21 protein-coding genes and 2 pseudogenes are annotated in these 22885 nt (G+C 37.7%); 16 read left to right on the top strand and 7 right to left on the bottom strand.

The window, feature by feature from the left end; translation table 11 throughout:
- The first annotated feature begins 30 nt into the window (after positions 1 to 30).
- From pyk to STRINF_RS05395, 7 genes are all read left to right on the top strand, one after another.
- Complete coding sequence (pyk, locus tag STRINF_RS05365; RefSeq protein ID WP_006532028.1) at positions 31 to 1533, top strand: pyruvate kinase; 1503 nt, start codon at positions 31 to 33, stop codon at positions 1531 to 1533.
- Positions 1534 to 1848: 315 nt separating this feature from the next.
- Positions 1849 to 2406, top strand: coding sequence for a signal peptidase I (lepB, locus tag STRINF_RS05370; RefSeq protein WP_014334655.1), 558 nt, complete (start codon positions 1849 to 1851; stop codon positions 2404 to 2406).
- Between the two features lie 209 nt (positions 2407 to 2615).
- Positions 2616 to 4430 (top strand): glutamine--fructose-6-phosphate transaminase (isomerizing), encoded by a 1815-nt coding sequence (gene glmS / locus STRINF_RS05375; protein ID WP_006532030.1) that lies wholly within the window; start codon positions 2616 to 2618, stop codon positions 4428 to 4430.
- 98 nt (positions 4431 to 4528) lie between these two features.
- The gene (locus tag STRINF_RS05380) at positions 4529 to 4861 is read left to right on the top strand and encodes a zinc ribbon domain-containing protein YjdM (protein WP_006532031.1); all 333 of its coding nucleotides are present in this window, start codon (positions 4529 to 4531) and stop codon (positions 4859 to 4861) included.
- Positions 4862 to 5049: 188 nt separating this feature from the next.
- Complete coding sequence (locus STRINF_RS05385) at positions 5050 to 5691, top strand: amino acid ABC transporter permease (protein WP_006532032.1); 642 nt, start codon at positions 5050 to 5052, stop codon at positions 5689 to 5691.
- Positions 5692 to 5702: 11 nt separating this feature from the next.
- Positions 5703 to 6332: an amino acid ABC transporter ATP-binding protein gene (locus STRINF_RS05390; RefSeq protein ID WP_006532033.1), complete on the top strand. Its 630-nt coding sequence runs from the start codon at positions 5703 to 5705 to the stop codon at positions 6330 to 6332.
- Between the two features lie 24 nt (positions 6333 to 6356).
- Positions 6357 to 7199 (top strand): amino acid ABC transporter substrate-binding protein, encoded by an 843-nt coding sequence (locus tag STRINF_RS05395; RefSeq protein ID WP_006532034.1) that lies wholly within the window; start codon positions 6357 to 6359, stop codon positions 7197 to 7199.
- 164 nt (positions 7200 to 7363) lie between these two features.
- Here STRINF_RS05395 and STRINF_RS05400 read toward each other — a convergent pair whose 3' ends face one another.
- Both STRINF_RS05400 and STRINF_RS05405 read right to left on the bottom strand, forming a co-directional pair.
- Positions 7364 to 8569 carry a cation diffusion facilitator family transporter gene (locus STRINF_RS05400; RefSeq protein ID WP_006532035.1) on the bottom strand — a complete coding sequence of 402 codons (1206 nt, stop codon included), beginning with the start codon at positions 8567 to 8569 and terminating at the stop codon, positions 7364 to 7366.
- 175 nt (positions 8570 to 8744) lie between these two features.
- Positions 8745 to 10073, bottom strand: a complete 1329-nt coding sequence (locus STRINF_RS05405; protein ID WP_006532036.1) for an alanine/glycine:cation symporter family protein — start codon at positions 10071 to 10073, stop codon at positions 8745 to 8747.
- A 374-nt stretch (positions 10074 to 10447) separates the two neighbouring features.
- On the opposite strand from STRINF_RS05405, the gene STRINF_RS05410 reads away from it, so the two are divergent.
- The 4 genes and pseudogenes from STRINF_RS05410 to radC all read left to right on the top strand — a co-directional run bounded on the left by STRINF_RS05410 (position 10448) and on the right by radC (position 14537).
- Positions 10448 to 11911: a glycoside hydrolase family 1 protein gene (locus tag STRINF_RS05410; RefSeq protein ID WP_006532037.1), complete on the top strand. Its 1464-nt coding sequence runs from the start codon at positions 10448 to 10450 to the stop codon at positions 11909 to 11911.
- 66 nt (positions 11912 to 11977) lie between these two features.
- Positions 11978 to 12593, top strand: a pseudogene (locus STRINF_RS05415) (histidine phosphatase family protein).
- Between the two features lie 92 nt (positions 12594 to 12685).
- Complete coding sequence (locus tag STRINF_RS05420; protein ID WP_006532039.1) at positions 12686 to 13801, top strand: AI-2E family transporter; 1116 nt, start codon at positions 12686 to 12688, stop codon at positions 13799 to 13801.
- Between the two features lie 55 nt (positions 13802 to 13856).
- Entirely contained in the window at positions 13857 to 14537 is a 681-nt protein-coding gene (gene radC / locus STRINF_RS05425) for a RadC family protein (protein WP_006532040.1), read from the top strand.
- Positions 14538 to 14633: 96 nt separating this feature from the next.
- On the opposite strand, the pseudogene STRINF_RS05430 reads toward radC, so the two are convergent.
- From STRINF_RS05430 to STRINF_RS05450, 5 genes and pseudogenes are all read right to left on the bottom strand, one after another.
- A pseudogene (locus STRINF_RS05430) lies at positions 14634 to 15276 on the bottom strand (redox-sensing transcriptional repressor Rex).
- Positions 15277 to 15409: 133 nt separating this feature from the next.
- Complete coding sequence (locus STRINF_RS05435; RefSeq protein ID WP_006532043.1) at positions 15410 to 15757, bottom strand: DUF1831 domain-containing protein; 348 nt, start codon at positions 15755 to 15757, stop codon at positions 15410 to 15412.
- A 1-nt stretch (position 15758) separates the two neighbouring features.
- A complete protein-coding gene (locus STRINF_RS05440) occupies positions 15759 to 16874 on the bottom strand; it encodes a cysteine desulfurase family protein (RefSeq protein WP_006532044.1) in 1116 nt (371 codons plus the stop codon).
- Positions 16875 to 16882: 8 nt separating this feature from the next.
- Complete coding sequence (locus STRINF_RS05445) at positions 16883 to 17854, bottom strand: ribose-phosphate diphosphokinase (RefSeq protein ID WP_006532045.1); 972 nt, start codon at positions 17852 to 17854, stop codon at positions 16883 to 16885.
- Positions 17855 to 17941: 87 nt separating this feature from the next.
- Positions 17942 to 18511: a CYTH domain-containing protein gene (locus tag STRINF_RS05450; RefSeq protein WP_006532046.1), complete on the bottom strand. Its 570-nt coding sequence runs from the start codon at positions 18509 to 18511 to the stop codon at positions 17942 to 17944.
- A gap of 137 nt (positions 18512 to 18648) precedes the next feature.
- Between STRINF_RS05450 and STRINF_RS05455 the strand changes: the two genes are divergently transcribed.
- From STRINF_RS05455 to STRINF_RS05475, 5 genes are all read left to right on the top strand, one after another.
- A complete protein-coding gene (locus STRINF_RS05455; protein ID WP_006532047.1) occupies positions 18649 to 19314 on the top strand; it encodes a GTP pyrophosphokinase in 666 nt (221 codons plus the stop codon).
- Entirely contained in the window at positions 19289 to 20125 is an 837-nt protein-coding gene (locus tag STRINF_RS05460) for an NAD kinase (protein WP_006532048.1), read from the top strand. Before STRINF_RS05455 ends, STRINF_RS05460 begins: the two co-directional genes overlap by 26 nt.
- Entirely contained in the window at positions 20122 to 21012 is an 891-nt protein-coding gene (locus tag STRINF_RS05465) for an RluA family pseudouridine synthase (protein WP_006532049.1), read from the top strand. The genes STRINF_RS05460 and STRINF_RS05465 overlap by 4 nt, the downstream gene beginning before the upstream one ends.
- Positions 21013 to 21029: 17 nt before the next feature.
- Entirely contained in the window at positions 21030 to 22028 is a 999-nt protein-coding gene (gene pta / locus STRINF_RS05470; protein WP_006532050.1) for a phosphate acetyltransferase, read from the top strand.
- Between the two features lie 70 nt (positions 22029 to 22098).
- Entirely contained in the window at positions 22099 to 22854 is a 756-nt protein-coding gene (locus STRINF_RS05475; protein WP_006532051.1) for an SDR family oxidoreductase, read from the top strand.
- Positions 22855 to 22885: the final 31 nt, after the last annotated feature.

A 22885-nucleotide genomic window follows, 5' to 3' on the forward strand; every position in this document is an offset into this window, starting at 1 on the left:
GCTTAAAAATAAAGGGAGTTTCATATTATCATGAATAAACGCGTAAAAATCGTTGCAACACTTGGTCCTGCGGTTGAAATCCGTGGCGGTAAAAAATTCGGTGAAGATGGATATTGGGGTGAAAGCCTTGATGTTGAAGCATCAGCACAAAAAATCGCTCAATTAATTAAAGAAGGTGCAAACGTCTTCCGTTTCAACTTCTCACACGGTGACCATGCAGAACAAGGTGAACGTATGGCAACTGTACGTCGTGCCGAAGAAATTGCTGGACAAAAAGTTGGTTTCCTTCTTGACACTAAAGGACCTGAAATCCGTACTGAACTTTTTGAAGGCGAAGCTAAAGAATATTCATACAAAACTGGTGAACAAATCCGTGTTGCTACTAAACAAGGTATCAAATCAACTCGCGAAGTTATCGCTTTGAACGTTGCCGGTTCCCTTGACATCTACGATGACGTTGAAGTTGGTAAACAAGTTCTTGTTGACGATGGTAAACTTGGTCTTCGTGTTGTCGCTAAAGACGATGCAACTCGTGAATTTGTTGTTGAAGTTGAAAACGATGGTATTATCGCTAAACAAAAAGGTGTAAACATTCCTTACACTAAAATCCCATTCCCAGCTCTTGCTGAACGTGATAACGCTGATATCCGTTTTGGTCTTGAACAAGGTCTTAACTTCATCGCTATCTCATTCGTACGTACTGCAAAAGACGTTGAAGAAGTTCGTGCAATCTGTGAAGAAACTGGTAACGGGCACGTTCGTTTGTTCGCTAAAATCGAAAACCAACAAGGTATCGAAAACATCGACGAAATCATCGAAGCTGCTGATGGTATCATGATCGCTCGTGGTGACATGGGTATCGAAGTTCCATTTGAAATGGTTCCAGTTTACCAAAAAATGATCATCACTAAAGTTAACGCAGCTGGTAAAGCAGTTATCACAGCAACAAACATGCTTGAATCTATGACTGAAAAACCACGTGCAACTCGTTCAGAAGTATCTGACGTGTTCAACGCTGTTATTGATGGTACTGACGCAACAATGCTTTCAGGTGAATCTGCAAACGGTAAATACCCAGTTGAAGCAGTTCGTGCAATGGCTACAATCGATAAAAACGCTCAAGCTCTTCTTAACGAATACGGACGTCTTGATTCATCATCATTCGCTCGTACTTCTAAAACAGAAGTTGTTGCTTCTGCAGTTAAAGATGCAACAAGCTCAATGGATATCAAACTTGTAGTTGCTCTTACTGAATCTGGTAACACTGCTCGTCTTATCTCTAAATACCGTCCAGATGCTGACATTTTGGCTGTAACATTCGACGAAAAAACTCAAAAATCATTGATGATTAACTGGGGTGTTATTCCAGTCGTAACTGAAAAACCTGCATCAACTGATGACATGTTTGAAGTTGCTGAAAAAGCTGCTCTTGAATCTGGATTGGTTCAATCAGGTGATAACATCGTTATCGTCGCTGGTGTTCCTGTTGGTTCAGGTGGTACAAACACAATGCGTATCCGCACTGTAAAATAAGGTGGTAAGTCAGAAATCTTTGATTTCGTTGACGCACCCCCGTCAGGAATGCTAGGATGGTCACAGTTCTTTGAACGAAGAGCATCCAGCAGTCTACGACGAAAATAGAAAAAGTTCCTATCATATCAAGCTTTACGGCCTGTGTGATAGGGCTTTTTTTATGGTTGTGGGGCATTTTTGGGGCAAATATTATCATTTTTTATTCTTTTATCTAGATAAAAAAAGGCTAATTTACTTACTTTGTGTCAAAAGTCACATGCCTACTTTTTTTATGTTCAGAAACATGATATAATAGAACAAAGAATAGGAGAAATTATGGTTAAGCGCGATTTTATTCGAAACATTATTTTAGTCTTAATTGCTATTTTAGCGATATTTTTGTTGAGGGTTTTTGTCTTTTCAACATTTAAAGTGCATGAGGATGCCGCTAATTCATACCTATCAAATGGTGATGTCGTAGTTGTTAATCGAAATCGAGAACCACGCTATAAAGATTTCATCGTTTACAAGAAAGATGGTATTTTTTACATTAGTCGTGTTGTCGCAACAGCTGGACAAAGTGTGACTGTAATGGATGATATTCTTTATGTTAACAACAAAGTAAAAGAAGAACCGTACATTAGCAAGATAAAATCCGAATATTTGTCAACTTCGGATACCCAACAGCCATTTACTTCTGATTTTTCTGTTAATACAGTTTCTAATGGTAAATATAACGAAGTGCCAAAAGGGTATTATCTAGTCTTAAATGATGATCGTCAGAATACTAATGATAGTCGTAGTTTTGGACTAATCAAGGAAAGTCAAATTCGTGGTGTTGTTACTTTCAAAGTTTTACCACTTAATCAATTTGGATTTATTACAACAGAGTAGTTTAGCTACTCTGTTTTTTGTTGGTTTAATTTTCCTTTTATACCAATAAAGAATTGGTATAGTATATTTTATACCAATCTTTCTGTTGACAAGATAAAAGTAAAGTTATATACTGTTGCTGTAAGGTTTTGGAAGGTCTTTATTAGACTATACCAATTCAAAAAATAAGAAAGAGATAATAGGTTTTTTCCTATTAAAGGTAAAAAAATATGTGTGGTATTGTTGGTGTTGTTGGAAACAAAAACGCAACAGACATCTTAATACAAGGTCTTGAAAAATTGGAGTACCGTGGTTACGATTCTGCAGGAATTTACGTTACTAATGGTGTTAATCAAGGTCGCTTAATTAAATCAGTTGGACGTATTGCTGATCTTCGTGCGAAAATTGGAATTGATATGGCTGGTTACACTGGTATTGGTCACACCCGTTGGGCAACTCACGGTCAACCAACTGAATTGAACGCTCACCCACATACATCTGAAACTGGACGTTTCGTCTTGGTTCACAATGGTGTTATTGAAAACTATCTACAAATTAAAGAAACATATCTTTCAAATCACCATCTTAAAGGTGAAACTGATACTGAAATCGCTGTTCATTTAGTTGGTGAATTTGTTGAACAAGGTTTGACAGTTCTTGAAGCTTTTAAAAAAGCTTTGAAAATCATTGAAGGTTCATATTCGTTTGCTTTGGTTGATGCTGAAGATCCTGATACTATTTATGTGGCTAAAAATAAATCACCTCTTTTGATTGGCTTGGGTGACGGATACAACATGGTATGTTCAGATGCTATGGCTATGATTCGCGAAACTAGAGAATTTATGGAAATCCATGACAAGGAATTGGTTGTTTTGACAAAACATTCTGTTTCAGTTATGGATTATGATGGCAATACTATTGAACGCGATTCATACACAGCTGAACTTGATTTATCTGATATTGGTAAAGGAACTTACCCTTACTATATGTTGAAAGAAATTGATGAACAACCAACAGTTATGCGTAAGTTAATCACTGCTTACACAGATGACAATAATCAAGTCACTGTTGATCCTGAAATTATCAAAGCTGTTCAAGAAGCAGATCGTATTTACATTTTAGCTGCTGGAACATCTTACCATGCTGGTTTTGCCTCAAAATCATTCCTTGAACAAATGACTGATACACCAGTTGAACTCGGTATTGCATCTGAATGGGGCTATAACATGCCTTTATTGAGCAAAAAACCACTTTTCATCATGATTTCACAATCAGGTGAAACCGCTGATAGTCGTCAAGTTTTGGTTAAAGCAAATCAAATGGGCATTCCTAGCTTGACTATTACAAACGTTCCAGGTTCAACATTGTCACGTGAAGCAACATACACTATGCTTTTGCATGCAGGTCCTGAAATTGCAGTGGCTTCTACAAAAGCTTACACAGCTCAAGTTGCTACATTGGCAATTCTTGCTAAAGCAGTAGGCGATGCTAATGGCAACAAAGCAGCAGCTGATTTTGATGTTGTTCACGAACTTGCTATCGTTGCACAATCTATTGAAGCAACACTTTCTGAAAAAGATACGATTGCTGAAAAAGCAGAAGCACTTCTTAAAGAAACTCGTAATGCCTTTTACATTGGTCGTGGTTCAGATTACTATGTTGCCATGGAAGCAAGTTTGAAATTAAAAGAAATTTCATACATTCAATGTGAAGGATTTGCAGCTGGTGAATTGAAACACGGTACAATTTCATTGATTGAAGAAGGTGTGCCTGTTATCGCTCTTATCTCAAGCAATCCTGTTCTTGCATCACATACACGTGGTAATATCCAAGAAGTTGAAGCACGTGGAGCAAGTGTTCTGACAATTGTTGATGAAAGCCAAGCTCGTGAAGGTGACGATATCATCGTAACAACTGTACATCCATTCTTGTCAGCTATTGCAATGGTAGTCCCAGCACAATTGACTGCTTATTACGCAACACTTCAACGTGGTTTGGACGTTGATAAACCTCGTAACCTTGCGAAATCGGTTACTGTGGAATAATACTTGCCAAAATTTACTTTCTAAGGTAGAATGGACAATGTAACTTTTAACTTTATGACAGTAATAAAGTTATAGTTATTTTTTGATAAGGAGAAATGATGTCTTTACCAAATTGTCCAAAATGTAACTCTGAGTATGCTTACGAAGATGGATTAATGTTAGTTTGCCCAGAGTGCGCTTATGAATGGAACCCAGCTGATTCAGTTGAAGAAGATGGTTTGGTTGTTATTGATAGCAACGGAACTCGTCTTGCTGACGGTGACAGTGTTACTATCGTTAAAAACTTGAAAGTAAAAGGTGCACCAAAAGATCTTAAACAAGGAACTCGTGTTAAAAACATTCGTCTTGTTGAAGGTGACCACAACATTGATTGTAAAATCGATGGTTTCGGTGCAATGAAATTAAAATCAGAGTTTGTTAAAAAACTATAATGACATTAACGCTATGAGCTTTTCTCGTAGCGTTTTTTATATTTAAAGATATTCTTTACATAAATATAGTTATGTTATTTAAGTTCATTTTTATAAGGTCAAATGATAAAATATTCTTCTTTGCTCCCCAATTGTTTGAAAATTTGATATAATACTATAATAGTAACAAATTCTTTTTAGGAGATAACATGTCATATATTTCACAAGTTCTGCCTAGCTTGTTAGATGGCGCTGCGGTAACTTTGCAAGTTTTCTGTATTGTTATTGTGCTTTCCATTCCGATTGGTGCTATCCTAGCTTTTTTGATGCAGATTAAATTTAAACCTTTGCAATGGTTGTTGACATTATATGTATGGATTATGCGTGGAACACCATTGCTATTGCAACTTATTTTCTTCTACTATGTTTTACCAAGTGTAGGAGTGGTTATGGACCGTATGCCTGCGGCAATTTTGGCATTTACCTTGAATTATGCAGCTTATTTTGCTGAAATTTTCCGTGGTGGGATTGCTGCTATTCCTAAGGGTCAATACGAAGCCGCAAAAGTTTTGAAATTAAATCAGTTGCAAACCATTCATTATATTATTTTGCCACAGGTTTTCAAGATTGTTTTACCAAGTGTTTTCAATGAAATTATCAACCTTGTCAAAGACTCTTCACTCGTTTATGTTCTTGGGGTTGGTGATTTGTTGCTTGCAAGTAAGACAGCTGCCAACCGTGATGCAACACTTGCACCGATGTTTGTGGCAGGGGCTATTTACTTGCTTATGATTGGTATTGTTATCTTGATTTCAAAACAAACTGAGAAAAAATTTGATTATTATAAATAAGAGGTGACCAGATGTTAGAATTAAAAAATATTTCCAAACAATTTGGTCAAAAGAAAATTTTTGATCATTTTAATTTAACAATTGAAGATGGTAAAATTTTGTCTCTTGTAGGACCTTCAGGTGGTGGTAAAACCACTTTACTACGCATGCTTGCTGGTCTTGAAAAAATTGATTCGGGTGAAATCATCTATAATGGTGAAGTTGTTCCGATTGATCACTTAGAGACACTTAACTTGCTTGGTTTTGTTTTCCAAGACTTTCAATTGTTCCCACATTTGTCTGTTTTAGATAATTTGATTTTGTCACCTGTTAAAACAATGGGAATGACAAAAGAAGCGGCAAAAGAAAAGGCGCTTGGTCTTCTTAAACGTCTTGGTTTGGGAGGACATGCGGATGCTTATCCTTACTCATTATCAGGTGGGCAAAAGCAACGTGTCGCCCTTGCTCGTGCGATGATGATTGATCCTCAAATCATTGGTTATGATGAACCAACGTCAGCGCTTGACCCAGAATTACGTCAAGAAGTTGAAAAATTGATTTTACAAAACCGAGAAGCTGGAATGACTCAGATTGTGGTTACCCATGATTTACAATTTGCAGAAACGATTTCAGATCACATTTTAAAAATTAATCCAAAATAACAGAAAGTCTCATTAGGTGTCTTTATGAAATTGAAAAAAGTTCTTTTAAGTGCTATGGCGCTTGTTGCGACAGTTAGTTTAGCTGCTTGCGGGTCATCGTCATCAAAAAAAGTTGCTAAGACAGACCGATGGAAAACTTATCAAAAAGATGGTAAAATTACGATTGGTTTTGATAACACTTTTGTACCAATGGGGTATGAAGATGAAGATGGCAAAAATGTTGGTTTTGACATCGATCTTGCCAATGCCGTCTTTGAACAGTATGGTATTAAAGTGAAATGGCAATCAATCAACTGGGATATGAAAGAAACTGAATTGAACAACGGTACGATTGATTTGATTTGGAATGGTTATTCTATTAGTGATGAACGTGCCGAAAAAGTTCTCTTTACAAATCCTTACATGGTTAATGAACAAGTGCTAGTCACTAAAAAATCTTCAGGAATTACAAGTTTTGCAGGGATGAAAGATAAAGTCCTCGGAGCTCAATCAGGTTCATCTGGTTACGATGCTTTCAATGCAAAACCAAAAGTTTTGAAAGATATTGTATCTGGTGGTGATGCGACACAGTATGAAACCTTCACACAAGCCCTCGTTGATCTTAAAAACAATCGTATTGATGGTCTCTTGATCGATAAAGTTTACGCTAATTATTACCTTGAACAAGAAGGTGAATTAGATAACTACAATATCATAGCTAGTGAGTTTGATGGTGAAGATTTTGCTGTAGGGGCTAGAAAAGCTGATAAAACATTGGTTAAGAAAATCAATCAGGCTTTCCAAAAACTTTATCAAGAAGGCAAGTTCCAAGAAATTTCAAACAAATGGTTTGGTGATGACGTGGCAACTGATGCCGTTAAAAAATAAATTAAAAGAGTTCTAAGTAGTGAAACTTAGAACCTTTTTAGTTTTCATTTTTTCTTGATTATCAATAGAATCGTGCTATAATATTAAATAGTTAACCAGTTAATTAAAATAACTGATTAATTCTAAGCATCTAAAAACCAGGAGTATTAATCCTGGTTTTGCGGTTAATCTTGAGAATTTGTTGTTTGTGGAGTGATTTGGTGGAAGACAAGGAACCAATTTTCCTTGCGACGCCAGATACTTGTATGAGTCATATTATCGAGCTTGTAAGTGATAAGCTTTGTTTTTTGACTGATAGATGTCATTTCAAAAGCTTCGATATTGCTCATGTAGTGTTTTTCTCGAGCAGTCATTTCAGATTTGGTATAGGAATGACCGTCAACATCGATAAGGTAGAAGTCATCTGAGATAAGGTTTTCGTAATCTGGAATCTTAGCGAGAATGGTTTTTTCGGCTTTATAAAGCTTTTTGTAGACATTATCCCAAATCTCATCTTCAGGGATTGCTCCTGGTTCAACGTGAACATCAGTATCGTAAACAGAGAAATCTTTACGAAGAATTTCTTCGATTTGTTCAGTGACTTCGTGGCTTTCGTAAACTGATAGGTCAGGATTCATCTCAACAACAATATCAAGATAAATGTTGCTTCCATATGAGCGACCACGTTGGGATTTTACATTTGACACTTTTGGTAATTTGAGAATGGCCTCTTTGTATTTTTGAAGTTCTTTTTGGTCAAAGCCATCTGAAAGACTAAAGGCACTTTCGATAAAAATATCATAGGCTGTTTTCAAAATGAAGTAAGTAATAACGATGGCGGCCAATCTATCAATGATGACTAAGTTAAATGAAGCTGCGAGGATGGCTACAGAAGTACCGATAGAAGTGACAGCATCAGAAAGGTTATCTTTTGATGCGGCTAAGAGTGCGCTTGATTTGACACGTTGTGAGAGGCGTTTATTGTGAAGGTAAACACCATACATAATCGCTGCAGAGATGACTCCGACAATGGCACCTTCAGGATCAAGAGGTGTCATGCTACCTGAGATGATTTTTTCAATGGTTTGAAAGAGAACTTTAAAGCCAATGTAGAACATGATGAAAGAAGTGATCAAACTTGATAAGTCTTCCATTTTCCAATGACCAAAGCGGTGATCTTCATCGGCTGGTTTGCTCGCCAAATGTAGTCCAATTAAAAGTACAACATTTCCGAGAATATCAGACAAGTTATTAAAACCATCAGCGATTAATGATGATGAATTCAAAAAATAACCAGTGATTAGCTTTAATAAGGTGATGACCATGTAGGCAATAATACTAACAATGGGCCCTCGTTTTGCTAAGCGTAGGTTTTCTTCTGGTGTTGACATAAGAAATGCCTCCTTTGTTCAAATGAGGTTATAAATGTATCAGTAGATTATGTTAAATTTGAGCTATCTTTTATTATATCACTAAAACGCCTCTTTTGGCACAGAAATCCCGTTAATAAGCGTTTTCTTTAAGGGGAAAAATAAGAGATTAGGATAATCCCTAATCTCTTATTTTTTAATGTGTATCGAAATAGTGTTTTGTTTCTTTGATAATAATTGGTGAAAGGGCTAGTAAGGCAATCAAGTTTGGAATTGCCATCAAACCGTTAACGATATCAGCGATAACCCAGATAGTTTCAAGGCTAATGTAACCGCCAAGAGCGACCATAGCGATGAAAATGATACGGTAAACTGGAATAGCTTTGACACCAAATAGGAATTCAAAACAACGTTCTCCGTAATATCCCCAACCAAGAATTGTGGTAAAGGCAAAGAGAATTAAACTGAATGTCAAAGCATAGACACCAAAGTTTCCAAAGACACTAGAGAATGCTGATTGTGTCAAAGTTGCTCCGTTAAGATTGCTTGACCAACCATCAGTAACAATAATTGAAAGTCCTGTTAGGGTACAAATAATGATGGTATCAATGAAAGTACCAGTCATAGAAACAAGACCTTGTTCAACAGGTTCGTCAGTTTTCGCAGCAGCAGCAGCGATTGGTGCAGAACCAAGCCCAGATTCATTTGAGAAGATACCACGTGCGATACCAGCTTGGATAGCTGTGATAACAGTTGCTCCAGCAAAACCACCAGTTGCTGCTTTTCCAGTAAAGGCTGATTTAATAACCAAAGCAATACTTGGAAGAATTTGGTTAGAATGGAAAGCAAGAATTGTAATTGTTACTAGAATATAAATGATTGCCATAAAAGGAACAATTTTTTCAGCAACTTTTGAAATTGATTGAATACCACCGAAGATGATAATGCTGACAAGGACAGCCAAGACAATACTGATGATTTTTGGTGACCAGCCAACAGTGTTGCTAAGTGAATCAGTGATTGAGTTAACTTGTGTGAAAGTCCCTGAACCAAACAAGGCAACCATTACCCCAAAAATTGAGAAGGCAATGGCCAAAGGTTTCCAACGTTTTCCCATCCCATTAACAATGTAGTGCATTGGACCACCAGAAATTTCACCATTTGCATCTGTTGTACGGTATTTGATGGCTAAAACACCTTCAGCATATTTTGTAGCCATTCCAAAGAATGCGGCCATCCACATCCAAAGAAGTGCCCCTGGACCACCAAGTTTGATGGCAGTTGCGACACCGACAATATTCCCAGTACCGACAGTTGCTGCAAGAGCAGTAGCTAGTGCAGCAAAACTTGAAATATCCCCTTTACCTTTTGCTTCAGATTTAAAGATCAGTTTTAAGGCCTTTGGGAGGCGGAAAACTTGCAATAATCCTAAGCGAGAAGAGAAATAAATTCCTGTTCCAACAAGAAGAACAAGAAGAGGTGGTCCCCAGACTAGACTGTCTAAAGACGATAGAAAATTATACATAATTAAACTCCTAAGTCAGTCATAGTACTGTAATCATTGGTTAAAGGGTAAATCATCAAGTGACTCTTTATCTTTTAGCCATTAAATCAGTACTACTTATTAAAATATATTTCCCATTTTCAGAAAAAATAGAATAATTTCAACTAATTAATTATATAGAGAGAAAGGGCTTTTGTCAAATTTTCTTCTATAGAATGAATGAAAAATGAGTAGTTTTCATACTTGATTTCATTTTTTGAAAAGATTTTTCCTCTAAGGTGAGGAAATAGTTTTATTATCATGTGATAGTATTGTTTTTTAAGATAATAGAGATAGAAAACGCTTACATTTAAAGATATACTACAATAGTAAACTAAAGTATGAGGTGAGAAAATATGACAAAACAATTTCCAAAAGATTTTTTATGGGGTGGTGCAACAGCTGCCAATCAATTTGAAGGGGCGTGGAATGTTGATGGACGCGGACCTGCTACCTCAGATACATCACGTGCAGTAGCGCCAGAAGAGAGAAAATCAATGGGAAGTGAATTCAACAGCCCAATGACTCGTGCTAAATTGGATGCTGCTTTAAATGACACAGAAAGTTTATATCCGAAACGTTGGGGTTCAGATTTTTATCACCATTACAAAGAAGATATTGCTCTTTATACGGAAATGCGCTTTAAGACTTTCCGTATGTCAATTGCCTGGTCACGTATTTTTCCAAATGGTGATGATGTCACTCCAAATGAAGCAGGGCTAGCCTTTTATGACAAAGTTTTTAATGAGCTTAATAAATATGGCATCGAACCCCTTGTGACATTGTCACATTATGAATTTCCAATTCATCTAATCACAGAATATGGCGGTTGGAAAAATCGTAAAGTGATTGATTGCTTTGTGCGTTACGCTGAAACAGTCTTTAATCGCTACAAAGATAAAGTCAAATACTGGTTGACTTTTAACGAAATCAACATTATTGGTATGACAGGTTACTTGTCTGGTGGCCTCTTATTTGACGATGGTAAATTGAATTTGCAAGAGATGTATCAAGCAGCGCATCACCAATTTGTGGCATCAAGTTTAGCTACAAAAGTTGGTCATGAAATCAATCCTGACTTTAAAATTGGTTGTATGCTAGCGCGCATGCAAGCTTATCCAGCTACATGTAATCCTGATGATGTCATGGAAGAAATTAAAAAAGACCATGAAAATCTTTTCTTCTCTGATGTTCAAGTGCGTGGTAAATATCCTTCATACGCGAAACATTTCTTCAAAGAAAACAATATTGAGTTAGAAATTGCTGATGGTGATCTTGAAATTCTTGAAAAATACCCTGTTGATTTCATGTCATTCTCATATTACATGAGCTCTATTGCACGTAAGCAAAAATCTGGTGAAGAGACAGCTGGAAACCTTATTCTAAGTGAACTTAATCCATATCTGGAAGCTTCTGACTGGGGCTGGCAAATTGACCCTGTTGGACTTCGTATCACTTTAAATAAGCTTTATGACCGTTACCAAGTACCGCTTATGGTTGTTGAAAATGGTCTTGGCGCTCTTGATAAGGTGGAAGAAGATGGTTCTATTCATGACCAATACCGCATCGATTATCTGGAATCTCATGTCAAACAAATGTATGAAGCCATTGAAGATGGTGTTGACTTGATGGGATATACTTGGTGGGGTTGTACAGACCTTGTGTCAGCATCAACGTCTGAAATGTCTAAACGCTACGGTTTTGTTTACGTTGATGCGGATGACCAAGGTAATGGTAGCTTTGACCGCTCACGTAAGGATTCATTCTTCTATTATAAAGATTTGATTGCAACACGTGGTGCTAATATTTTAAATGATTAATAAGCTAAACTCGGTTGATAGTTTTCAACTGAGTTGCTTTGCTTCTATGAGATGGTGGAGGAGAAAATGGTTAAAACTTTTTATCTAATGCGACATGGGCAAACTCGCTTTAATGTTCAAGGGAGAATTCAAGGAGCGTGTGATTCGCCATTGACAGATGAAGGGATTGAACAAGCTAAGGCAGCAAGACGGTATTTTGAGCAAGAAGGGATTTCTTTTACGCGTGTCTATTCGTCAACGCAAGAGAGAGCTTGTGACACTGCTGAGTTAGCGACTGGACGTGTAGACTACATTCGCTTAAAAGGAATCAAAGAAATGGATTTTGGAGCGTATGAAGCGCATCAAGAGTATTTGAATCCGCCAGTTCACCATGAAGATGGTTCTGGTTACCGTGATTTCTTTGTGCGTTATGGTGGTGAATCCACCGCTCAGGTTTATGAGCGCATGGAGCGTACTATTCGTGAGGTTTTGGAAGCTAGCAAAGAAGATGAGACTTTGTTGTTTGTCAGCCACGGTGGAGCTATTATGCAGTTTTATTTGCATGCTACGAAAAATCCGCCGGCTCCTAAAAAAACATCCAGCAAACTGTGCGATTTTCAAAATAACTTATGATGGAAAAGAAATGTGTGTTCAATCGATTTATAATCCAAGCATGCAAGAATATGTCTTTGAGCGGGATTGAAATGATAACGGCAGGCAAAGCAGCAGACTTTTCGACATTTTAATAAAATTTGCTATAATGGGAATAACTTTATTAAGGAGAATTTATTCCCCATGAAATTTGAGAAAAAACTGGTCTATTATATAGTTCTTGCTTTTGTGATATGTTACGCAATTAAGGCATATTGGGATACGGGAACATCACTTGTGGCGACGGTGATTAAAGCTAGTCAGCCATTTCTGATTGGAGCTGGTATTGCTTATATCGTAAATATCGTCATGAGTCTTTATGAGATGATTTTCACACGTCTGATTAAAAATAAATACCTTTTGAAGGTAAAACGGGCTGTCTCAATGATTTCGGCTTATTTAACCTTTATCTTGTTGATTAGTTGGCTCTTTTCAATTGTTCTACCAGATTTGATTGCTAGTATCAATTCACTATTGAAAATCGATACTAGTGGTATTGCGAACTTCATCAAAGAAGTTAATGACAATAAAGTTGTCAAAGATGTTTTGGCATATTTTGGAACATCATCAGATGTGACGACGACATTGTCAGATTACAGTCAACAGATTTTGAATCAAGTTCTGTCAGTTTTGACAAGCATTTTAACGTCAGTAAGTACCATTGCCTCAACGCTTCTGAATGTCTTTATTAGTTTGGTCTTTTCAATTTATGTGCTAGCTAGCAAAGAACAACTATCTCGTCAATTTAATCTGTTAATTGATTCTTATCTTGGAAAATACGCTAAGACTGTCCACTATGTTTTAGATATTTTACACCAGAGATTCCATGGTTTCTTTGTCGGACAGACCCTGGAAGCGATGATTCTTGGTAGTTTAACAGCTGGAGGTATGCTTTTGTTGCATTTGCCTTATGCAGCAACTATCGGGATACTGGTGGCCTTCACGGCTTTAATCCCAGTTGTAGGAGCTTATATTGGTTTGACAATTGGATTTATTCTGATCGCAACTCAGTCAGTCTCTCAAGCTATTTTCTTCGTGATTTATCTTGTCGTTCTTCAGCAATTTGAAGGAAATCTTATTTACCCGCGCGTGGTTGGTGGCTCAATCGGGTTACCTGGTATGTGGGTATTGATGGCTATTACCATTGGCGCAGCGCTTTGGGGCGTTTTAGGAATGCTAGTAGCTGTACCTTTAGCAGCTAGTCTTTATCAGATTATCAAGGACAATGTCGCTAAACGCCAAGAAAATCGTTTAGAATAGCGAATTAAAGAAAAAAATACCTCTAACTTACGAATAAATAAGTGGAGGTATTTTTATGTATGCAATAGAAATGAAAGCAGATGCCATGTTGCCACGCGAACGATTGAGAGATTTAGGTGCCGAGCAATTAAGCAATCAAGAATTATTGTCCATTTTATTACGAACAGGTACCAAGACAAGACCAGTTTTAGAAGTAGCTAATGATATTTTAAAACACATCGATACACTTGCTGACTTTCAGCATTTATCCTTACAAGAATTGCAAAAAATTAAAGGAATTGGCTATGTCAAATCTATTGAAATCAAAGCAATGATTGAACTGGCAAAGCGCATTAGCAAAGCAGAATATGTCCAAAAAGAGCGTATCATGAGTAGTGAACGTTTGGCTAGAAAGATGATGTTAGAGTTGAGCAATCAGAAGCAGGAGCATTTGGTGGCGATTTATTTGGATACTCAGAATCGCATTATCGAACAACGGACGATTTTTATTGGTTCGGTTCGTCGTTCAATAGCAGAACCTCGTGAGATTTTGTACTATGCTTGTAAAAACATGGCAACTTCAGTGATTATTATTCACAATCATCCGTCAGGTTCACCAGCACCGAGTGAAAATGACCTACGATTTACCGAGAAAATGAAACGAGCTTGCGATGATATTGGCATAGTCTGTTTAGATCACATTATAGTAGGCAAATACCAATATTATAGTTTTAGGGAAGAAACAGATGTACTGTAAAACTAAAAAAGCCTGAAGGGAAAACTCTCAGGCAAGAAAAAGTATTCTAATACTAAATAAACTCAGCTAAGCAAAAAGCAGTTGGATTGCAGTTTGTTATTGATTTGATTGACTCATGAAATAAAGAAGTGTCTGTAATTCACTCGTTAAGTCAACGTATTGGACGATGACACCTTTTGGAACATTAAGATGGACGGGAGCAAAACTTAAAATACCACGAATACCAGCTTCAACCAAGATATCAGCAACTTCTTGAGCCTTATTACTCGGAACGGTTAAAATAGCAGTTTCGATACCAGCTTCTTGTGCGTGCTCCTTAAGTGATGAGATACCATAAACTGGAATACCATCTGATGTTTTATGCCCAACAATTTCATTATCGTCTGTATCAAAAGCCATAGCAATTTGCATCTTGTTACGATCATGGAAACGGTAGTGAAGTAATGCTCGACCGATATTACCACATCCGACCAATAAAACATTTGTCGTTGAATGGTCGTTTAGGATATCAGCGAAGAAGTTCATTAATTTTTTGTACGTCATAGCCGAAGCCACGTCTTCCTAGCTCACCAAAATAGGAAAAATCTCGGCGAACAGTTGCAGAATCAATTCCCATAGCATCTGCAATTTGTTTTGAACTTGCTTTTTCGACATTATCTGTATTAAAACGTTTGAAAATGCGATAATACAGCGAAAGTCGCTTAGCCGTTGCTTTAGGAATAGATTTCTCAGTAGTCACAATACCATCTCCCTTTTACTTGTTACATCTATTGTAACAAAAACTTTGTGAAAATAAAAACAAATTTTACAAAATAGAGTAAAAAAACAACTCCAAAGCTAATAAGAAGTAGCTTGGGAGTTGTTTTTATTGATTAAGCTTCTTTTTTAGTGAAAATATCACGTTCAACGAGGCTGTCCATCAAGAAATAGAATTTTTCTTGGAGGATTTTATTATCTTCAGATTTGAAGATATTAACGAAACGAAGCCCTGATTTGTCAGTGATGCTTAGTTTGAAGCCTGTCACATCTTTGTTGATAGTAATTTTTAGTGGGAATCCATCACCTGAATTAGGGACTTTTTCCAATAAACGCGTTAATTCGTAATTACCGATACGGTTTTGCGTAAAGGTTGTGTCACGAAGCGTATATTTTTTAATATTATCGCTAATAGCATAGCTGTAAAGACAGTCTTTTAAAGTGATTTCTTTTTCAAATGCCATCCTATTTTCCTACAATTCCTATTAATTTTTTAGCGAGTTCTTGAACTTCTTCGATAGTGTTAAGTTCTGATAAGCTAACGCGGATTGATTCTGCCAAACGTGGTGAATCTTCACCATATAGGCTTGCCAAGACGTGACTTGGATCAACAGTACCAGCAGTACATGCAGAACCAGTTGAAACAGCGATACCAGCTAAATCAAGGCGAGTTAGGAGAATACCGTTGTTTTGATTTGGAAAACCAATGTTGAGCACGTGAGGTATTTTGTTTTGGCTACCGTTGATGTAATAGTCTAAGCCAGAAATAGCATCAAGGAAGGCTTGACGTAGTTCTTGGACGTGTTTGTAATTAGCATCTTTGTTAGCAACAGCATCTGATAGGGCTTTTGCCATACCAGCAATACCAATCATATTTTCAGTGCTAGCTCTGCGTTTTTCTTCTTGTTCCCCACCATGGAGTAAATTATCAAAGTGTTGTGGTGTTGAGTAAAGAATACCCACACCTTTTGGTCCGTGGAATTTATGAGCTGAAGCTGAAAGAAAATCAGCTTTAATCTCTTCAGGATAAACATCAATTTTCCCGATTGCTTGAACAGCATCAACGTGGAAAGCAGCTTGATGGTCTGAGAGAAGTTCGCCAATTTCTTTAACGGGAAGAAGGTCACCTGTTTCGTTGTTTGCAAACATTGTGCTGACTAAAATCGTATCATCGCGAAGAGCGTCAGCCACTTGTTTAGCAGAAACATGACCATCTTCAGGTTTTAGGTAAGTGACTTCAAAACCAAAACGTTTTTCCAAATACTCCATTGTATGAAGAACAGAGTGGTGTTCGATAGAAGTGGTAATGATGTGTTTACCTTTTTCTTGGTTAGCAAGAGCATAGCCTTTGATAGCAGTGTTGTTGCTTTCAGTAGCACCAGATGTAAAGATAATGCGGCGTGGGTCAGTTTTTAAAGCTGAGGCAATGGTCTGGCGGTAAGAACGCAAACGCTGGTTAGCGTGACGTCCAATCCCATGAATACTTGATGGGTTACCAAAATCGTTGACCATAATTTCTGTCATTGCATCAATAACAGAAGGTGTGAGAGGGGTAGTTGCAGCATTATCGAGATATATCATATAGTAAATTAATCCTTTTTAGCGTTATATGAGAATAATGGGCTGAGCGGAGTTTTTTCGTGGATACGAATAATCGCGTCAGCAATCAATTTGCTTGCTGAAAGGTATTTAATGTTCTTAGGCAAGCGTTCTTTAGTAGCAACTGAGTCAGTTACTAAGATTTCTTTAATAGGAGCAGCATCAAGGCTTTCTGCAGCAGCTCCAGCAAATAGACCGTGACTAGCAACGGCATAAATTTCAGTAGCGCCATCGCGTTCAACGATTTTAGCTGCCTCAGCAAATGTTTTACCAGTGTTCAAAATGTCATCGATAAGGATTGCTTTTTTTCCAGCAACATCACCGATAATGTAGCCTTCTTCACGGTGTGCATCATCTTCAGCGTAGTCGATGATAGCGATTGGTGAATCAAGGGTTTGAGCCAAGCTACGAGCACGTTTGATACCAGAGTTTTTAGGGCTGACAACAACAACGTCTTCACCTTTCAAACCAAGGTCGCAGTAGTATTGAGCAAACAATGGAACAGTAAAGAGGTTATCAACTGGGACATCAAAGAAACCTTGTACTTGAACAGCGTGAAGGTCAAGAGTCAAAAGACGGTCAACACCAGCTTTAACAAGCATGTTTGCTACAAGTTTAGCTGTGATTGGTTCACGTGATGCAGCGATACGGTCTTGACGTGAGTATCCGAAGTAAGGGATAACGACATTGACAGTGTTGGCGCTGGCACGTTTACAAGCGTCTACCATAATCAAGAGTTCCCAAAGGTTGTCATTAACAGGGTAGCTAGTTGATTGGATGATATAGATATCATCACCACGAACTGTTTCTTCGATGTTAATCATGATTTCGCCGTCTGAAAACTTGCGTGTTGACACTTTTCTAAGAGGGACTCCAACTTCGTCCGCAATTTTTTGTGCAATCTCTACGTTAGAAGAAAGAGAAAAAAGCTTGAATTGTTTGTCGGCGTAATGTTCTGCCATGATATAAATAAACTCCTTTAAAATTAATACTTATATTTTACCAAAAAAACTGAAATAATTCAGCATTTTCTAAGGAAAAAGCGCCTTTTAATTTCGCTTAAGGGTTGCGCTAAAGCGAGCAACTTTGCTTTTAGCATACTTGAAATCAATGTCATGCTGAACTAAGAAGTTGTCAAAATCTTTTTTGCCTTTTTCAGCATTTTCAACTTCTAGTTCAAGTTCATAGTCTTTAATATCAGCATATTGATTGCTATCAAGAGCCATAAGACCAATATCTGTCATTGTTTCGCGGCGTGTTGTCGTCAGACTACCAAAATTTTTAAGGCTTGATAGTTTAACACCATTTTCTTCGATAAGTTTCAAAAAATCAACTTCTGGAAATTGACCTGACTTGATGATTTCTTTGGCATCAGCCACACTCAAATCATAGTTGTATTCCAAATTACCAACTTCTTTTGGAATTTTCAATGTGATTTCTGCGCGATTTGGCAATGTCCGAATGCGAAGAGACATGCGATGTGCTTTCATGTCAAAATTATCTGAATCGAAGTAGTAATTCGTTTGCGTTACGGGTGTAACGTGTGAAAGTTGACTGTTAAGACGATTGAATTCGTCTTTAGTGAGTAATGTTTTGTACTCAATTTCAAGGTGTGTCATAAAATAATTTTCCTTTTTTCCTCAATTAGAAATATGGTATAATAGGTTTGTTATATTAATTCTATACAAAAGTCAATTTTTTGACAAGGATTGGTTATGTCTGCGTGACAAGCCCATCCCATTAGGAAGGAAATGTGATGGACTGGGAGAAATTTTTAGATCCTTACATACAAACTGTTGGTGAATTGAAGATTAAATTGCGCGGAATCCGCAAGCAATTTCGTAAACAAAATCGACATTCACCGATTGAGTTTGTGACTGGTCGTGTAAAATCGGTCGAAAGTATCAAGGAAAAAATGGTGCTACGCGGGATTAAACCAGAGAACATTGAACAAGATTTGCAAGATATTGCTGGTCTTCGTATTATGGTTCAATTTGTTGATGACGTTGATGAAGTTTTGGCACTTTTACGTAGTCGACATGATATGAAAATCGTGCAGGAACGTGATTACATCACGCATATGAAAGCCAGTGGTTATCGTTCATACCATGTTATTGTGGAATATCCTGTTGATACCATTGATGGTCAAAAAACAGTTCTAGCTGAGATTCAAATTAGGACTTTAGCGATGAACTTCTGGGCAACGATTGAACATTCATTGAATTATAAATATAAAGGCGAGTTTCCTGATGAAATTAAAAAACGTTTGGAAACAACAGCAAAAATTGCCCTTGAGTTGGATGAGGAGATGCGAAAAATTCGCGAGGATATTAGGGAAGCACAGCTTTTATTTGATCCCGAAAGTCGGAAATTAAGTGATGGTGTAGGAAATAGTGATGACACAGACGAATATTACAGATAAAGTAACACGTGTTGCTATCATAGCAAACGGGAAATATCAGAGTAGACGAGTTGCCTCAAAGCTTTTTGCGGCATTCAAGGAAGATAAAGGATTCTATTTGTCTAAAAAAGATCCAGATATTGTCATTTCCATTGGTGGTGATGGCATGCTGTTGTCTGCTTTTCACACGTATGAAAAGATCCTTGATAAAGTCCGCTTTGTGGGAATTCATACCGGTCATCTGGGGTTTTACACCGATTACCGAGATTTTGAAGTAGAAACGTTAATTGAGAATTTGCGAGCTGATAAGGGGTGTAAGGCATCTTATCCAGTTTTGCGAGCTAAAATCACTTTAGATGATGGTCGTGTGGTGAAAGCGCGCGCCCTTAACGAAGTAGCCATCAAACGTATTGAGAAAACAATGGTTGCTGACGTTGTCATTGATAAAGTGAAGTTAGAACGTTTCCGTGGTGATGGTATTTCGGTATCGACACCGACAGGAAGCACAGCTTACAATAAATCTTTAGGCGGAGCTATTTTGCACCCAACGATGGAAGCGATGCAGTTGACAGAGATTTCTAGTCTTAACAACCGTGTTTATCGCACCCTTGGGTCATCTGTGATTGTGCCGAAAAAAGATAAAATTGAAATCATTCCTAAACGCCAAGGCGTTTATACAGTGTCAATCGATAACAAAACAATGCATTATAAAAATGTGTCTAAAATTGAATATTGTATTGACAATAAAAAAATTAGTTTTGTGGCAACACCCTTCCATACAAGTTTCTGGGAGCGCGTGAGAGATGCCTTTATAGGAGAAGTAGATTCGTGAGATTTGAATTTATTGCGGACCGACGAACCAAAGTAAAAACCTTTTTAAAGGGACATGATGTTTCAAAAGGCTTATTAGCCAAAGTGAAATTTAAAGGTGGAAATATTTGGGTAAATGGCGTTGAGCAAAATGCCATTTATTTATTGGATGTGGGAGATGTGGTGACGATCGAAATTCCTGATGAACAGGAACATGAAACCCTTATTCCAGTCAAACATGACCTTGATATTGCCTATGAAGATGATCACTTCTTGATTTTCAATAAACCCCATGGTTATGCTAGTATTCCAAGTGTTTTGCACTCAAATACCATCGCTAATTTTGTCAAATATTACTACATGGAGCAAAATTATCCTAACAAGCAAGTTCACATCGTAACTCGACTTGATAAGGATACAAGCGGCTTGATGCTCTTTGCCAAACACGGCTATGCCCATGCTCGACTTGATAAACAACTACAAAGTAAGACCATTGAAAAACGTTATTATGCCTTGGTTTCTGGTCAAGGTGAACTAGAAGATGAGGGAGAAATCATTGCGCCGATTGCTCGAGATGAAGATAGTATTATCACACGTCGCGTGCATCCGTCTGGAAAATACGCTCACACAAGTTATCGCGTTGTGGAACGCTTTGGCGATGTGGCTTTGGTAGATATTCGACTTCACACAGGACGAACTCACCAAATTCGTGTGCATTTTGCTCACATTGGTTTCCCACTTTTGGGAGATGATTTGTATGGTGGTTGCATGGATCTTGGCATTACGCGACAAGCGCTGCATTGCCATTATTTACGTTTTGTAGACCCTTACACAAATAAAGAGATTATTCAAAGTGCAAACTTGACAGATGACTTTGATAGCGTTATCATGAAGCTACAACAAAAATAGATGGAAGGTTAATTTTTATGGGAATTCGATCTTTATTTGGTAGCTTAAGGGAAAAAATTGTTGGTAAAAACCTCAAAATTGTTTTTCCTGAAGGAAATGATGAACGTGTTCTTCGTGCAGCCGCTCGTTTAAAATTTGAAGGTTTGATTGAACCAATTATTTTAGGAGAAGCTACGGAAGTTCGAGAATTACTGGCTAAATTCGGTTTTGCTGATCAAAACTATGTGATTATTAACCCGCAAACTTATGATAAGTTTGATGAGATGAAGGAAGCCTTTCTTGAAATCCGAAAAGGTAAAGCAAGTCCTGAAGATGCTGATCGTCTATTGAAAGACATTAATTATTTTGGTGTCATGTTGGTCAAACTTGGTTTGGCTGATGGTATGGTTTCTGGTGCGATTCATTCAACAGCAGATACTGTTCGCCCAGCTCTTCAAATCATCAAAACAAAACCGGGCATTTCCAGAACATCAGGTGTTTTCTTGATGAACCGTGAAAGCACTGATCAACGTTTTATGTTCGCGGATTGTGCTATCAATATTGATCCGAATGCTCAAGAATTATCTGAAATTGCTTTAAACACTGCTGAAACGGCAAGAATTTTTGACATTGATCCAAAGATTGCCATGCTTAGCTTTTCAACAAAAGGAAGTGCCAAAGCACCTCAATCTGAAAAAGTTCGTGAAGCCACTCAACTGGCTAAGGGACGTCAGCCTGAATTGGCTATCGATGGTGAATTGCAATTTGATGCCGCTTTTGTTCCAAGTACAGCAGAAGTAAAAGCACCAGATAGTGATGTCGCTGGACAAGCAAACGTCTTTATCTTCCCAGACCTTCAATCAGGAAACATTGGTTACAAGATTGCTCAACGTCTTGGTATGTTTGAGGCAATCGGTCCAATTCTTCAAGGATTGAACAAACCAGTCAATGATTTATCACGTGGTTCAAGTGCAGAAGATATTTATAAATTAGCTATTATCACAGCAGCTCAGGCTGTTGATGACATGAACGAATAATAAGAAAGAATCAGTTGGCTGATAACCAACTGACTTCCTTATATCCAGAAGAGTATAGAAAGAGAGTAACATGACAAAAATTGCATTAGTAACAGGCGCTTCGGCAGGATTTGGAAAAGCTATTGTTAAGAAATTAGTAGCAGATGGTTATCAAGTTATTGCCAGTGCTCGTCGTTTGGAAAAATTGCAGAGCTTACAAGCAGAACTAGGTAGTGATAAGGTTTATCCTTTACAAATGGATGTTTCTGAGCCAAAACTCATTGATCAAGCTTTAGCAAGTTTACCAGAAACTTGGCAACACATTGACCTTTTAGTTAATAATGCTGGTTTGGCACTTGGCTTAGACAAGGCATATGAGGCCGATTTTACTGACTGGATGACCATGATTAATACCAATATCGTAGGCCTTGTTTATCTGACACGCCAAGTCTTACCAGACATGGTTAAGCATAATTCAGGGATGATTATTAACCTTGGGTCAACGGCAGGAACTATTCCATACCCAGGTGCCAATGTTTACGGTGCATCAAAAGCCTTTGTCAAACAATTCTCGCTAAATTTGCGTGCTGATCTTGCTGGGACAAAGATTCGTGTGACGAATATCGAACCAGGGCTTTGCGAAGGAACAGAGTTCTCAAATGTTCGCTTCAAAGGTGACGATGAACGTACTGAGAAACTTTACGAAGGAGCGCACGCCATTACGCCAGAAGATATCGCAAACACCGTTTCTTGGGTGGCTAGTCAGCCAGAGCATGTTAATTTTAACCGTATTGAAATGATGCCAGTGTCTCAAACATACGGTGCGCAGCCTGTTTACCGTGATTAAGAATAAACAAAAAGAGCCTTTGGGCTCTTTT

Source organism: Streptococcus infantarius subsp. infantarius ATCC BAA-102, assembly GCF_000154985.1.
Taxonomy (GTDB): Bacteria; Bacillota; Bacilli; order Lactobacillales; family Streptococcaceae; genus Streptococcus; species Streptococcus infantarius.